Source organism: Blastococcus sp. SYSU DS0617 (assembly GCF_054051075.1).
This window is the reverse complement of the sequence record NZ_JBJHAO010000012.1, coordinates 67,675-81,551: the sequence shown is the minus strand read 5'-3', so window position 1 is coordinate 81,551 and position 13,877 is coordinate 67,675. Positions and strand designations below refer to the sequence as shown.

The window sequence follows — 13,877 nt, the reverse complement described above, 5'->3', positions numbered from 1 at the left end:
GTGCGCCCCCGCCCCGCAGCACGACGACCGGCCGCCCGCCGGGTCCGGATCAGGAGGCCGGGGCGGGCTCCACGACGCCCGCGAGGACGTAGGGCTCGTCGTCCCACTCCTCGAGGTCCTCGGCCGGCAGCTCCGCACCCAGCTCCTCCTCCACCGCGGCCAGGTCGAACTCCTCCTGCGGCACGCCGGCGACCACGACCTCCGCACCGGGGGCGAGGTCGGTGGCGGGCTCCTCCACGATGACGAGCGTCGGCTCGACGTCCTCCCCGTCCGGGGCGGTGATGGTGAAGGCGAGCGGTGAGATGACCCGGCCGACGGCGGCCTCGAGGGTCACCTCGAGGCCCTCGTAGCCCTCGATGTCGTCGCGGAAGTCCTCGCCGTACACGCCGTCGTAGGGGTCCTGCAGGTCGTCGGGACCGCGTACGTCGGACGCGTCGCTCGCGGTGCCGCCGTCGACCGTGTCCTCGGAACACGCCGGCAACGCCGCCACCGTGGCGGCGAGCAGCACGGCGAGGGCCGGACGTCGTCCCGTGGGCCGTCGCGGCGAAAGGCTGGGCATGGCGCTGTCTCCTCGTGTGCGGTGGACGGAGCCGGGCCCGCGACGCACACCGCGGGCTCGGTCGGGGCGTGCCCTCCCGTGCCGGACAGGCAACGCCCGCCGGGGCTCTGTCACGGGAACGACATCACCGCCGGCGGGCCGGCGCGGGCGCCACGCCTCCCCGGGTGCCCGACCCGGCGCCGTCCTCCATGACAGCTGTGCGTCGATCCGGGGACCGTCCGGCGACGATCTGCTTCGTCGCCCGTCGGCGGGTCACAACGCCCGGGTGCCGTCACTCCCCTCCGCCGACCGCGGCGATGCCGCCACCGGCGCCGACGGACCGCCGGCCGTCTGGCTGCACGCCCCGTCCGCCTCGGACGCGGCGGTCACCGGCGCCAAGGCGGCCGCTCTCGCGACGGCGGCCGGTGCCGGGCTGCCGATCGTGCGGGGCTTCGCGATCACCACCGCCGCCTGCGAGCGGCTCGCGCAGGGCGGCGACCTGCCCGACGAGGTCACCGCGGCCTGGCGCGAGCTGTCGCAGGACGACGCGCTGCCCCTGGTGGTGCGCAGCAGCTCCACGGTCGAGGACCTCGGGAACAACTCCATGGCCGGCCGCTTCGAATCGGTCCTGGACGTGCGCGGGCTCGACGGGTTCCGCCGGGCGGTCGACGTGGTGATCGCCTCCCGCGAGCAGGCGGCCGCCGGCAGCGACGTGCTGACCGGGCAGGAGCCGCTCGCCGTGCTGGTGCAGCCCCTGCTGGACGTGGACTGCGGCGGTGTGCTCTTCGGCATCGGTCCCGTCTCGGGGCGGGAGGACCGGCTGGTGGTGGCCGCCACGGAGGGCGGCCCCGACCGGCTGGTCAGCGGTCAGGTGGACGGTGACCGGTACGAGCTGGACCGGGACGGACGGTGCGTGCAGGTCGACCACCCGCCTGGGCCGGCGCATCCGCTCGGCGCAGTGGCTCGCCGACCGGATGGTCCGGCGCATCGGGGTCGGCCCGACCGCACCGCAGGAGGTGGTGGCGCACGTCCGGGACAGCTTCCTCACCACCCGCGCACCGGCGCTCTCCGCGACCACGCTGGCCAGCCTCAGCCACGACGGGACCGAGCTGGCGCCCTCGCTGGGCGTGCCCACCCTGATCCTGCACGGCCGCTCCGACCCGGAGGTGCCCGGGGACGAGCTGCGGGACCTCCTCGAGGCGCTGCCCGACGGGGAGCGCGTGGAGTTCCCCGACGCCGGGCACATGCTGCCGCTCACGCACCCCGCCGAGGTGGCCGATCAGATCGCCCGGTGGACCGGACAGGTGCAGGCCGCGTGACCGCCGGGCCCACGTCGGGCCCGTCCCGGCACCGGATCGACGGCCGCGATGTCGACCGTCCGTCACAGCCGGGCCTTCGTGCGGCACGCGACACGACGGAGCTGCGACATCCGCTCCCGGCCGGCATGGACCCGCACCCCGGTGCCCATCCCGCCCGGACGCCGGGAACCCGGCGGACACCGGTGCGGAGCACCGTTCTGTGGTGCGAAAGGGGCGTAGGTGGGCACACTTCCGGTTGTGCCCCGCTCAGTGCTGATCATCGAGGACGACCCCCGCATCCGCCGGATCCTCCAGATGACGCTGCAGCGCGAGGGCCTGGAGGTCTCCGAGGCCGGGAGCGGGGAGTCGGGGCTGGCGCAGGTGGGCGAGCGCGAGTTCGACGTCGTCCTGCTGGACCTCATGCTGCCGGGCATGGACGGCTTCGAGGTGTGCCGGGAGATCCGTCGCTCGTCGAACGTGCCGATCATCATGGTGACCGCGCGGGCCGACAGCCACGACGTCGTGGCGGGTCTGGAGGCCGGGGCCGACGACTACGTCTCCAAGCCGGTCGTGGCCAAGGAGCTCTCGGCCCGCATCCGGGCGCTGGCCCGCCGCACCCGCGCGCCGGAGCCACGGCTGCGCATCACCGTCGCCGACCTGGAGATCGCGCCGCAGGAGGGCACGGTCACCCGCGGCGGGCAGACGCTGAACCTGACCCGCACCGAGTTCCGCCTCCTGTGCGAGCTGGCCGAGGAACCCGGCCGGGTGCTGAGCCGGGAGGCACTGCTCGAGCGGGTCTGGGGCTACGACTACTTCGGCGACTCCCGCCTGGTCGACGTCCACGTGCGACGGTTGCGCAAGAAGGTGGAGCACGACCCGGGGCAGCCCACGGTGGTCACCACCGTGCGCGGCATGGGCTACCGCATCCCGGCGTGACCACCACCCGGCCCCGTCCGGAGCCGGCGCCGGCCCCGGACGCCGAGCAGCTCGACCGGGAGCAGCCCCGCGCCGAGCGGCGGTGGGAATGGCGGTGGCGCATCCCGGTCCGGACGCTGCGCGGCCGGGCCACGCTCGCGTTCACGGTCGTCACGACCCTCTTGTGCGCCGTCCTCGCGGTAGCCGTCTGGGTCGCCGTGTCGCAGTACCTGCTCGTCCAGCGGGAGCGGGCCACGCTCGTCCAGACCGCGGACAACGGTGCGCAGGTGCAGCGGGCCCTGGGCACCGAGGGCCTGTCCGTGCCGCAGGTGCTGGCCCAGCTGCCACGGGAGTCGGGCTCGGTCTCCCTCTACGTCGACGACGGCGAGTGGCAGACCTCCTCGCTGTCCATCGGCCGGGACGACCTCCCCGACGCGCTGGCCGAGAAGGTGCTCTCCGGCACCCCGGCCCGGCAGCGGATCGCGGTGCAGGGCGACACGCTGATGGCCGTCGGCATCCCCCTGACCGGCCTGGACGAGGCGTACTTCGAGATCTACCCCCTGGAGGAGCTGGACAACACCTACCGGGTGCTGGCCGCGGTGCTGACGCTGTCGGTGGTCGGTCTCGTCCCGCTCCTGCTGTCGGTCGGCTGGTGGGTCACCGGTCCGGCCCTGCGGCCGCTCGACCGGATCGCCTCGGCCGCGGCCTCCATCGCCGAGGGCGACCTCTCCGCGCGCATCGACTCCCGCGGTGACCCCGCGCTGACCCCGATCGCCACCTCCTTCAACCAGACCGTGGCCGCCCTGGAGGCCAGGGTCCGCACCGACGCCCGGTTCGCCGCGGACGTGAGCCACGAGCTGCGGAGCCCGCTGACGGCCATGCTCGGGGCCCTTGACCTGGTGGAGGCCGCCGCCGACGACCTCCCGCCCGACGGGCGCGAGGGGCTCGCGGTCCTCCGTGCGGAGATGCACCGCTTCGAGCGGCTCGTCGCCGACCTGCTGGAGATCTCCCGCGCCGATGCCGGCAACGCCGACCTCGTGGTGGAGGAGGTGCGGCTGGCCGCACTGGTGCAGGAGGCGCTGGCCCGCCGTCGGCTCGCCGGGCGGGACGGCGTCCCCGTGCACGTGGACGCCGAGGCCTCGGAGGTGGTGATCGACGCCGACAAGCGACGGCTGGAGCGGGTGCTGGGCAACCTCATGGACAACGCCGACAAGCACGGTGGCGGGCTGACCGCGGTGACCGTGGCGCGCGGGGAGGACACCGTCTGCGTGATGGTCGACGACGCCGGTCCCGGGGTGCCCGAGGAGGAGCGGGCACGCGTCTTCGACCGGTTCGCCCGGGGGGCCGGGAGCATCCGGACGAGGACCGAGGGCGCCGGGCTGGGGCTGGCCCTCGTGGCCCGTCACGTGCACGCCATGGGCGGGACGGTCACCGTGGACGAGAGCCCCTCGGGCGGGGCCCGGTTCACGGTGCTGCTCCCGGTGGAGCCCGCTCCGTGAGCCGGCGCGCTGCCCTGCTGCGGGCACTCCTCGTGGCCCTCGCCGCCGTGCTGGTCGCCGGGTGCGGTGTCGCGCCCGACGACCGCCCGGAGGAGGTGTCCACCGATCCCGCTCCCGCGTCGGCGACCGGCGTCGGGAGTTCGGGATCGGGTCCACTGCTCACCATCTACCTGATCCGCGGCGCCGACCTGACCCCGGTGGTGCGCCGGACGACGACGCGGACGACCGCGGTCGCCCTGGACCTGCTGCTGGAGGGCCCCACCCGCGTCGAGGCAGCGGACGGCATCCGCACCGCCCTCGCCCCGGAGGTGGCCGGCGTGGAGGGAGAGCTGCCCGACGGCACCGTGACCCTGTCGCTCACCCGCGGCTTCACCGGCCTCGCCGGGGGCAACCAGCTGCTGGCCGTGGCCCAGGTCGTCTGGTCCCTCACCGAGCTCCCGACGATCAGGGGGGTCCGCTTCACCGTCGATGGCGCACCGGTCGAGGTCCCGACCGATCAGGGGCTGACCGCCAGCCCGGTCGAGCGCGAGGACTACGCGTCGGTGGCTCCTGCCACTGCCTCTCCCCCGCCGTCGTCGACGACCAGCCCGCCGGACGACCCGGACGGCGCACCGTCCACGCCCCCCGCGTCGACCGGCGCACCCGCGAGCTGAGCGCGCGGCCGGCGCCCGGCCGCTCAGCCCGCCGGCAGCGCCCCGGACAGCACCACCGCGGGCTGCTCAGCGGACGGCGTCGGGCCGTGGGTCGCGCCGTCGCGGCAGGGACGGTGGACCGCCCGCCTCCCCCTCGACCGCCAGCCGGTCGTCGAGCAGGTCGTCGATGCGGCGCACTCGTGCCTCCAGGGCCACGACGAGCGCGGACTCCATGTCGATCAGCTCCGCCCGGCGCCGCCGCACCTCGGCGAGCTCGGCCAGTGCCCCACGCATGATCTGGCGGTGCGCGCACAGCTCGTCGTCGATGGTGCGCAGCAGCCGACGCGCGTCGGGAGGGAGCCGCCGACGGACGGGGGACGGCGGGACCTCGGTCTCCGGCATGGCGCTCTCCTCGGGTGCGGGCGATCCGTCGCATCCACCCGGCGGGTGCTGCGACGCCGTGCTCCACGGTTGCCCCGCGCGGCACCGGCGGCCTCGCGCCCGCAGCGACTGACACGCGACCGCAAGTTCGGTGCCACGCGACTGCAACGACGTCCGGTCCGCGGGTCAGCCGGGAGGGTCGGCGGCCGGGTCAGCGGCGGCGAACGCCGGGTCCTCGTGGCCTTCCGCGGCGACCACCGCATCGACGGTGAGGTCGCCGCCCTCCTCGAAGACGAGCGTCACCGTGATGGACTCCGGCGGGTGCAACGATGTCCGGACGTCCCGGAGGACGACGGCCGGGGAACCTTCCGCGCCGATGTGGACGGTGTCGTCCGCCGGGATCCGGATTCCTCCCGCCGGGCCGTGGCCGATCAGCAGCGCCTCGGCGAAGTCCGGGCCCCGGACGTCGAGCAGGTCGTCGGTGCTCCCCGTGTTGGCCACCGCGAGGTAGAGGTCGGCGTCCTCTCCGACGTCGTAGACACCGTCGGGTGGGTACGCCAGCTGCGCCTGGAGGATTTCCAGGTTCTCGCTGACGGCCGCGCCCGGGTCGAGCACGCCGCGGTCGTCGACGTCGGGGGCCTCGTCACCGCAGGCCGTCACGACGAACGCGATCACGCCGGCCAGGGTCGCCGGCCGGGCGCTCCTGGTCGACATCGGCCGTCCTCCTCCGGTCCGTGGGCGCCGAGTCCGGAGGTATCCCGCTGCCCGGGCCGGCCGGAGGAAAACGACGCGCGCGAGCTCCGTCACGGAAGCGACATCGACCTCGTCCGCGCCGCCCCGGGTCCGGCCGGCCCGGAGCGGTGTCCCACCGTCTCCCGCGGGGAGGGGCCAGGAGGGGACGGCGGTCACGGGAGGACGGCGTTGCACGCGCTGCCCCGTGGGAGCGGCCGCCGGGACGCGACACCCGCCGTAGCCTGGCCCGCGTGTGCGCGGCCCCCGCTCCCCCCGGAAGCGCCCGCTGGTGGCGCGAGCACGGAGAACGGCTGCGCCGCCGGCGTCCGCACACCGACGGCCTGACGCTCGAGCTCGTGCTGGCCGAGGCGCTCGCCCTGGTCGACGCCGAGGGCATGGACGCGCTCACCGTGCGCGCGCTCGCTGCGCGCCTGGGCACCGGCAGCTCGACCCTGTACCGCCACGTCGCCAGCCGGGACGAGCTCCTCGTGCTCCTGGTCGACGCCGTCTTCGGCGAGGTTCACCTGCCCGACCCGGGGCTGCCCGGCCGGGTGCGTGTGGAGCAGCTGTCCGGTGAGCTGCGGAGGGTCCTCCGCAGCCACCCGCACGTCGTCCCGGCGCTGAGCGGATCGCCGATCCTCGGCCCCAACGCGCTGCGGGCGTCGGCCTGCGGCCTGGACAACCTGCTCGCGGCCGGGCACCCGCCCGACCGGGCACGCACCGCCTACTTCGCGCTCCTGGACTACGTGCTGGGCTCGGTGGCCTTCGACGCCGCGGCCGAGCCGTCGGCCGACGCCCAGGCGCCGCCCGCCGGCAGGCCCGGCAGCGACGACGTCTTCGCCTTCGGGCTGCGCACGTTCCTGGACGGCCTCGAGAGGGGCTGACGGATGCGAGCGTTGCTCGCTAGTGTTCCGGGTCACACCCCGAGGAGGCACCACCGTGGCCCGTCCCACCCCTGCCGACGAGCAGCTCGTCCACCAGCTGCCGGAGCTGCTCCCCGCGGTGGCGACGCCGCACCCGCACTGGCGCGAGAGCCACTTCTTCGACGTGCACGACCCCTCCGGCAGCGGGGACGCCGTGTTCTTCACGATGGCGGTGCGGCCGGCGCGGGACACGATGGACAGCCTGCAGATGGGCCGGGTCGGCGGCGAGCAGATCCTGCACGGCAGCGCGCGGCCGCTGGGCGACGACCCGCAGACCCCCGAGGTCCCCGGCGCCCGCGTGGAGATCGTGAAGCCGTGGCAGGAGGTGCGGCTCTGGGCCGACCCCGACGTCAGCCCCATCGGCGTCGACCTGGTGTTCACCGCCCGCACCCAGCCCTACGGCCTGCGCCGCGGCACCATGCGGGCCACCGACGGCATCGTCTGGGACCAGAGCCACATCCTGCAGTCCGGCACCTGGTCGGGCACCTACACGGTCGGTGGCACCGAGCACTCGGTCGACGGGTGGGTCGGCCAGCGCGACCACTCGTGGGGCATCCGCGACCACGGTCGCTGCCCGCTGTGGATCTGGTTCCAGATCCAGCTCGAGGACGGGATGCTCGGCGTCTGGCACTGGGAGCTGGCCAACGGCGCGACCATCTACACCGACGGCTGCTGGGCCGCCGCCGACGGCAGCGACCCGGTGCCGCTGGTCGGCTTCACCTACGACGTCGACTGGCGCGACCGCGACGGCGCGGTCGTGGCCTACGGGACGAACGGCGAGCAGGTCGCCGGCCTCGCGGGCAGCTGCCGCTTCACCCTCGCCGACGGGCGGACGATCGACGTCGAGGCCGAAGGCGACTTCGTCCGGCCCTACGAGCCCTTCCACCGCGGCGGGCTGAACGTCGTCCGCGTACGCACCGGCGACGGCCGCACCGGCACCGCCGTGTACGAGGTGACCGGCGCCCGCCACCACCGCTTCTTCCCCGGGACCGACGTGGACGGTGTCCTGCCGTGCTGAGCATCGCCGACACCCCGGAGGCGCTGACGCCGGAGTGGCTGACCGCGGCCCTGTCGGCGTCCGGCACGCTCTCCGGGGCGCGCGTCGTCGCCGCCGAGGTCCGCCCGCTCGGCACCGGCCAGATGTGCGACAGCGTGCGGATCCACCTGCGCTACGACGCCCCGGACGCCGGACCGTCGTCGCTCGTGGCCAAGCTGCCCGCGGCGGACGAGGGCAGCCGGGCCACGGCGGTCGCGTTCCGCTCCTACGAGAAGGAGGTCCGCTTCTACCAGGAGCTGGCCGGACGGCTGCCCGTCCACACCCCGCGGGTGCACTACGCCGACCTCGACGTCGCGACGGCGTCCTTCGTGCTGCTGCTGGAGGACCTCGCGCCCGCCGAGCCGGGCGACCAGTTGCGGGGCTGCGGCACCGACGTCGCCGCGGCCGCGGTGACGGAGCTGGTCAAGCTGCACGCGCCGCTGTGGGGCGATCCGGCGCTGACGCAGCTCGACTGGCTGCACGGCGATCCCGAGGGCCGGGGCGCGCTGCTCGGCGAGGTGCTGCCGATGCTCTGGGCCGGCTTCCAGGAGCGGTACGCGTCCTCCCTGCTGCCACACGTCAAGCAGGCCGGCGACCTGTACTTCGGTGCCATGGCCTCCGGCCGCCTGTCCAGCGGGAGAGCGGCCGACCGCACCGCCACGATCACCCACACCGACTACCGCCTGGACAACCTGCTCATCGCTCCGGACGGCGAGGTCACCGTGCTCGACTGGCAGACCTGCGGGACCGGGGTCGGCCCCAGCGACGTCGCCTACTTCCTCGGCGCCGGCCTGGCGCCGGACGTCCGCCGGGAGGCCGAGGACGGGCTGGTCCGGAGCTACCACGACGGCCTGGTCGCGGCCGGCGTCACCGGCTACGACTGGGCGGACTGCTGGCTGGACTACCGCCGCGGCACCTGGGCCGGCCTCTCCATGGCGGTGCTGGCCTCGATGAGCGTCAAGCGCACCGACCGCGGCGACGCGATGTTCCTCGCCATGGCCGACCGGCACGCCCGGCACGCCCTCGACCTCGACGCCGCCGACGTCCTGGCCTGACTCCCCCCGCTCGCTGACTCCCCCGCTCCCGACCCGACTCCGAGGAACCCGACATGACCCAGCACCGCATGACCATCGACGGCGAGTCCCGGGACTCGACCGGCCACTTCGACGTGGTCAACCCAGCGACGGGTGAGCCCTTCGCCACCGCACCGGAGGCCACCGCCGCCGACCTGGACGACGCCATGGCCGGCGCCGAGCGGGCGTTCCGCTCCTGGAAGCTCGACGACGACGCCCGCCGGGAGTCACTCCGGCAGGCCGCCGCCGCGATCAACGAGGCCACCCCGCAGATCGCCGCGCTGCTGACCCAGGAGCAGGGCAAGCCGCTGAACGAGGCCATGTTCGAGGTCATGGGCGTCGGCATGTGGCTGCAGTACTACGCCGACCTCGAGGTCGAGCGGGAGATCCTGCAGGACGACGACGCCGCCTTCGTCGAGGTGGTGCGCCGGCCGATCGGCGTGGTGGCCGCCATCGCCCCGTGGAACTTTCCGCTGCTGCTGTCGTCCTGGAAGATCGCCCCGGCCCTGCGCGCCGGCAACACCGTGGTGCTCAAGCCCTCCCCGTACACGCCGCTGTCGTCGCTGGCGATGGTGGAGGTGCTCGACCGGGTGCTGCCGCCGGGCGTGCTGAACGTCGTCACCGGCGGGGACGCCCTGGGCGCGGCGATGACCGCGCACCCCACGCCGCGCAAGGTGAGCTTCACCGGGTCGGTCAGCGCGGGCAAGAAGGTCGCGATCGCCTCCGCGGCGGACCTCAAGCGGGTCACCCTGGAGCTCGGCGGGAACGACCCCGCCATCGTGCTGGACGACGCCGATCCCGCCGTCGTCGGCAAGGCGCTGTTCTCCGCGGCGTTCCAGAACAACGGCCAGACGTGCATCGCGGTCAAGCGCGTGTACGTCCCCGAGCACCTGCACGACGCGGTCGTCGACGCCCTGGTGGCGGAGGCGAGCAGCGCCGTCGTCGGCGACGGCATGGCCGACGGCACGCAGCTCGGGCCGATCCAGAACCGGCCGCAGTTCGACCGGGTCTCCGACCTGGTCGCGGGCGCGCTCTCCTCCGGGGCCCGGGCCGCGGCCGGGGGCGCGCCGCTGGACCGGCCGGGGTACTTCTTCGCGCCCACCATCCTCACCGAGGCCCCGGACGGCACCGAGATCGTCGACGAGGAGCAGTTCGGGCCGGCGCTGCCGGTCATCGCCTACCGCGACCTGGACGACGCCGTCGAGCGCGCCAACGCCACCACGTACGGCCTCGGTGCATCGGTGTGGGCCACCGACACCGAGCGGGGCGAGGACGTCGCGCGCCGGCTGGACGCCGGCTCCGCCTGGGTGAACACGCACGCGGCGCTGGCGCCGAACCTGCCCTTCGGCGGGCTCAAGTGGAGCGGCCTCGGCGTGGAGAACGGACCGTGGGGCTACAAGAGCTTCACGGACATGCAGGTGCTCAACCGCCGGAAGCGGTAGCACCTCCGGTGCCGGCGGGCCGTGGCGGACTAGACGAACTGCCGCGGCACGGTCCGGTCCCAGTTCAGCGACACGATGCGGCGCTCGCCCTCGAAGGCGTCGAGTTCCGCGTGCAGGCAGAAGTCCGTCGCGGTGGACGTCAGCACGGTCCGCGTGACCGTGCGGACGTTCCAGTCCCCCCGGGCGAAGGCGATGTGCCACGTCGTCTCCCCGCAGACCGTGCCGACGTCGTTCGCGACGGAGCTGTACCGCTCCTCGGCCCGCCGGGTCACCTCCAGGTCGATGTCGTCGAACCGCACGACGCCCAGGTCGTTGACGACCTCCAGCGCCGATTCGTAGCCGATCAGGTCACGGGTGACCTGCCAGCGGTGCTCGCCCGGCTGCACGTTCGTGACCGCGATCGGCTGCGCGCCGACCGGCTCCTCGAAGGGCTGCAGGGAGACCTCGTCGGACTCGGCCAGTGGCCGGTTCGGCAGGAGGAGCCGGCTGGACCCGGTCCGCACCTCGAGGCGTGGCGACTCCGGCGATGGCCAGGCCAGCGGCCAGTACGAGGTCGAGAGCGACAGCCGGATGCGGTGGCCCGCCGCGAAGGCGTGGGCGACACCGTTCATCTGGACCTGGACGCGGTAGCGCTCCCCGGGGACCAGCGGGCGCGGGTCGCTGTGCCCGTCCCGGTGCGTGAGGTTCAGGAGTCCGTAGGTGACCCGCGTGGCCCGCCCGTCCGGCGCGACGTCGGAGAGCCGTACCGCCACCATCGCGTTCGGGTGGCTGCTGGACACCTCCAGCTCCACCGCCGGCGCGCCGAGGATCTCGTACGGCTCCCCCAGGACGTCGCTGTCGAACACCAGCGAGCCCCCGTCCTCCTCGCGCTGGTCGTACGGCAGGTCCGGCGGCGCGTTGTACGAGCACCACTTGCCGGCGAAGTGCCCGACCGAGAGCGGCGACTCGATGCCCAGCGACTCCTCGGGCAGCGCCTCCCCGTCGACGGCGATCCGGTTGCGGGCCAGCGGGTGGGCGACCTGGCGGATGTGCGGTGAGGGCCAGCTCGGCTCCCCCACCCACCGGCCGGGGCGCTCCTCGTACGCGGTCAGCGGCGGCACGCTGTCCTGCATCCACACCCGCAGTGCCGGCTGCTCCGTGACGCCGTTGTCGACGCCCTTGAGCCAGCGGTCCCACCAGCGCACGACCTCCTGGAGGAAGCCGATGGCCGGGCCGGGCTGGCCGAGGTGCGGGTACTTGTGCGACCAGGGGCCGATCAGCCCCTGACGCGGCCCCTCGAGGCTCTCGATCATGCGGAAGACGGCGTTGGAGTACCCGTCGGCCCAGCCACTGACCGCCAGGACGGCGCACTGGACGTCCGAGTAGTCCTCGCAGATGGAGCCGTGCCGCCAGTAGTCGTCCCGGGTCTGATGGCGCAGCCACTCCTCGAGCCACAGGCCGCTGCCCTCCAGCCGGTCCATCCACATCTCCCGCCACCGTTCCCCCACCACGGCGGGGTCGGGCGGGCACGAGTTGTAGGCGAACATCGTCGAGGCCCAGGAGAGGTTGTCGCTGAGCAGGCACCCACCCATGTAGTGGACGTCGTCGGCGTACCGGTCGTCGGTCGAGCAGACCGTCACGATCGCACCCAGTCCCGGTGGACGGCGGGCCGCCACCTGCAGGGCGTTGAAGCCGCCCCAGGAGATGCCCATCATCCCGGTCGAGCCGTCGCACCACGGCTGCCCGGCCAGCCACGCGAGGATCTCCTCGGCGTCCCGGAGCTCCTGCTCGAGGTACTCGTCGGTCAACACGCCCTCGGAGTCGCCGCTCCCCCGCAGGTCCACCCGTACGCACGCGTAGCCGTGGCCGGCCATGTAGGGGTGGTGGATGGAGTCGCGGTGGGCCGTGAGGTCCCGCTTGCGGTACGGGATCAGCTCCAGGACCGCCGGCACGGGCCGGTCCTCGGCGTCCGTCGGCCGCCAGATCCGGGCGGCCAACCGGGTTCCGTCCGACATCGGGATCCACACGTGCTCGTCCTCGACGACCTCACGCGGGAACTCCCGCACGACGCGCAGCCCGGACTCAGCCATGCGAGACCTCCTCGAACTCGAAGGGCAGCATCCGCACGGACCGCTCGTACTTGGCCTCCAGCTCCGCCTCGTCCTCCGCGCCGATGAACAGCAGCGCCAGCTCGTAGCTGTAGCTGTCCTGCTGCGACAGCTCCGACAGCCGGTGCCCCTGCTCGGCCACCACCTCGACCGTGACGCCGTCCACCTCCCGCTCCACGCGCGCGACGTCCTCCGGTGACGGGACACGCGTCACGAGGGCGTCGTCGAAGGCGCGCAGGAAACACTTGGCCGCGATGCCGTAGGCGCCCTGCCCCCGCGGCTCGACGGGCTCCTGACCGAGCGCGAGCTCGACGAGCAGCTCGTGGTTGGAGACGCCGTCGACGCGCTCGAACAGCAGCGCGTGGGACTGGGAGTGCCGGGGATTGACCTCGAGCAGCCGGATGCTGTCGGTCTCCGGGTCCCAGAAGAACTCGATGTTGAACGTCATCTGGTCCAGCCCGATCCGGTCGATCACCCGCTCCGACAGCGTCGCGAGCCGGCGCCGCACCTCCTCCGGCAGCTGGGACGGGTACTGGTAGCGCAGGAAGCTGGACGTGCCCGGATAGTGCAGCGAGTCGACGACGCCGTAGACGTGCGTTCGGCACCCCGTCCGGTACCCCTCCACGGTCACCTGCCGGCCCACCGCTGCCTCCTCGGCCAGGGCCACCCGGGCGCCGGCGTCGGCGATGTCGGCGGGCAGCTCGTCCAGCTGGGCCAGCACGAACTCGAAGGGTTCGGCGTACTTCCCGATGCCTGCCCGGATCTCGTCCAGGGCGCTCGCGAACTCGTCGTCGTCGGCCACCCGGAAGGCCATCTCGGAGGACACCGATTTCACCGGCTTGAGCCACACCGGGTAGTGCAGCCCGGCCGGCAGCGCAGCCGGCGCGTCGACGTCGACGAGGGCGAAGTCGGGCACCTCCTCGATCGCCCTCCGCTGCTCGAGCCGGCTCCAGTACTTGTGCTCGCACTTGGTGACCGCCTCGAGCGAGGGGCCCGGCACGCCGAACCGGCGGCAGAGGATCGGCACCATGGAGCTGACCGGGAAGTCCCAGTAGCCGATGACCGCGTCGACGGGGCCGTCGAAGGCCTCGAGCTCCGCCTGGGCGCGGTCGAGCAGCCCGGGCAGGTCGATGTGCTCGACGCCGATCAGCTCGTCCTTGGTCAGCAGCGCGTGGAACCGGTACCGGTCTTCCGGCAGGTCCCGCATGATCTCTGCGTTGAGGTCGTCCATTCCGAGTACGAAGACGTTGGCAGCCATCCCGGGTTGCGCTACCCGGCTCCGGGACGATCACACGACCGACGTCGGGCGCATCGGGGCCGG

Annotated in this window: 13 protein-coding genes and 1 pseudogene; 9 read left to right on the top strand and 5 right to left on the bottom strand. The window is 73.9% G+C overall.

Annotated elements, in window-relative coordinates; all coding sequences use genetic code 11:
* Positions 1-49: 49 nt before the first annotated feature.
* Positions 50-559 carry a hypothetical protein gene (locus ACI793_RS14120; protein ID WP_456607007.1) on the bottom strand — a complete coding sequence of 170 codons (510 nt, stop codon included), beginning with the start codon at positions 557-559 and terminating at the stop codon, positions 50-52.
* Here ACI793_RS14120 and ACI793_RS14115 point away from each other — a divergent pair.
* The 5 genes and pseudogenes from ACI793_RS14115 to ACI793_RS14095 all read left to right on the top strand — a co-directional run.
* Positions 558-1,388: pseudogene (locus ACI793_RS14115) on the top strand (PEP/pyruvate-binding domain-containing protein); the annotation flags it as partial. The gene ACI793_RS14120 and the pseudogene ACI793_RS14115 sit on opposite strands and share 2 nt — an antisense overlap.
* Before the next feature lie 28 nt (positions 1,389-1,416).
* Positions 1,417-1,857: an alpha/beta fold hydrolase gene (locus tag ACI793_RS14110; protein ID WP_456607006.1), complete on the top strand. Its 441-nt coding sequence runs from the start codon at positions 1,417-1,419 to the stop codon at positions 1,855-1,857.
* Positions 1,858-2,094: 237 nt separating this feature from the next.
* Positions 2,095-2,772 carry a response regulator gene (locus ACI793_RS14105; protein ID WP_456607005.1) on the top strand — a complete coding sequence of 226 codons (678 nt, stop codon included), beginning with the start codon at positions 2,095-2,097 and terminating at the stop codon, positions 2,770-2,772.
* Positions 2,769-4,250, top strand: coding sequence for a sensor histidine kinase (locus ACI793_RS14100; protein ID WP_456607052.1), 1,482 nt, complete (start codon positions 2,769-2,771; stop codon positions 4,248-4,250). Before ACI793_RS14105 ends, ACI793_RS14100 begins: the two co-directional genes overlap by 4 nt.
* On the top strand, positions 4,247-4,903 hold the full coding sequence (locus ACI793_RS14095) for a GerMN domain-containing protein (RefSeq protein WP_456607004.1): 657 nt from the start codon (positions 4,247-4,249) through the stop codon (positions 4,901-4,903). The genes ACI793_RS14100 and ACI793_RS14095 overlap by 4 nt, the downstream gene beginning before the upstream one ends.
* 66 nt (positions 4,904-4,969) lie before the next feature.
* Here the strand turns inward: ACI793_RS14095 and ACI793_RS14090 are convergent, their stop codons facing one another.
* Positions 4,970-5,284, bottom strand: coding sequence for a hypothetical protein (locus tag ACI793_RS14090; protein ID WP_456607003.1), 315 nt, complete (start codon positions 5,282-5,284; stop codon positions 4,970-4,972).
* A 165-nt stretch (positions 5,285-5,449) separates the two neighbouring features.
* Positions 5,450-5,977 carry a hypothetical protein gene (locus ACI793_RS14085; RefSeq protein WP_456607002.1) on the bottom strand — a complete coding sequence of 176 codons (528 nt, stop codon included), beginning with the start codon at positions 5,975-5,977 and terminating at the stop codon, positions 5,450-5,452.
* A 269-nt stretch (positions 5,978-6,246) separates the two neighbouring features.
* Between ACI793_RS14085 and ACI793_RS14080 the strand changes: the two genes are divergently transcribed.
* The 4 genes from ACI793_RS14080 to ACI793_RS14065 are packed head-to-tail and all read left to right on the top strand — an operon-like array spanning position 6,247 to position 10,469.
* The gene (locus ACI793_RS14080) at positions 6,247-6,879 is read left to right on the top strand and encodes a TetR/AcrR family transcriptional regulator (protein WP_456607001.1); all 633 of its coding nucleotides are present in this window, start codon (positions 6,247-6,249) and stop codon (positions 6,877-6,879) included.
* A 55-nt stretch (positions 6,880-6,934) separates the two neighbouring features.
* The gene (locus ACI793_RS14075) at positions 6,935-7,936 is read left to right on the top strand and encodes a hypothetical protein (protein ID WP_456607000.1); all 1,002 of its coding nucleotides are present in this window, start codon (positions 6,935-6,937) and stop codon (positions 7,934-7,936) included.
* On the top strand, positions 7,930-9,009 hold the full coding sequence (locus tag ACI793_RS14070) for a phosphotransferase family protein (protein ID WP_456606999.1): 1,080 nt from the start codon (positions 7,930-7,932) through the stop codon (positions 9,007-9,009). Before ACI793_RS14075 ends, ACI793_RS14070 begins: the two co-directional genes overlap by 7 nt.
* 53 nt (positions 9,010-9,062) lie before the next feature.
* Positions 9,063-10,469 carry an aldehyde dehydrogenase family protein gene (locus tag ACI793_RS14065; protein WP_456606998.1) on the top strand — a complete coding sequence of 469 codons (1,407 nt, stop codon included), beginning with the start codon at positions 9,063-9,065 and terminating at the stop codon, positions 10,467-10,469.
* A gap of 29 nt (positions 10,470-10,498) precedes the next feature.
* Here ACI793_RS14065 and ACI793_RS14060 read toward each other — a convergent pair whose 3' ends face one another.
* Positions 10,499-12,538: a CocE/NonD family hydrolase gene (locus tag ACI793_RS14060; RefSeq protein WP_456606997.1), complete on the bottom strand. Its 2,040-nt coding sequence runs from the start codon at positions 12,536-12,538 to the stop codon at positions 10,499-10,501.
* On the bottom strand, positions 12,531-13,814 hold the full coding sequence (locus ACI793_RS14055; RefSeq protein WP_456606996.1) for an ATP-grasp domain-containing protein: 1,284 nt from the start codon (positions 13,812-13,814) through the stop codon (positions 12,531-12,533). Before ACI793_RS14055 ends, ACI793_RS14060 begins: the two co-directional genes overlap by 8 nt.
* Positions 13,815-13,877 lie beyond the last annotated feature (63 nt).

Coding starts and splice junctions, on each gene's coding strand:
- ACI793_RS14120 (WP_456607007.1), bottom strand. CDS start 559: ATGCCCAGCCTTTCGCCGCGACGGCCCACGGGACGACGTCCGGCCCTC.
- ACI793_RS14090 (WP_456607003.1), bottom strand. CDS start 5,284: ATGCCGGAGACCGAGGTCCCGCCGTCCCCCGTCCGTCGGCGGCTCCCT.
- ACI793_RS14085 (WP_456607002.1), bottom strand. CDS start 5,977: ATGTCGACCAGGAGCGCCCGGCCGGCGACCCTGGCCGGCGTGATCGCG.
- ACI793_RS14065 (WP_456606998.1), top strand. CDS start 9,063: ATGACCCAGCACCGCATGACCATCGACGGCGAGTCCCGGGACTCGACC.
- ACI793_RS14060 (WP_456606997.1), bottom strand. CDS start 12,538: ATGGCTGAGTCCGGGCTGCGCGTCGTGCGGGAGTTCCCGCGTGAGGTC.
- ACI793_RS14055 (WP_456606996.1), bottom strand. CDS start 13,814: ATGGCTGCCAACGTCTTCGTACTCGGAATGGACGACCTCAACGCAGAG.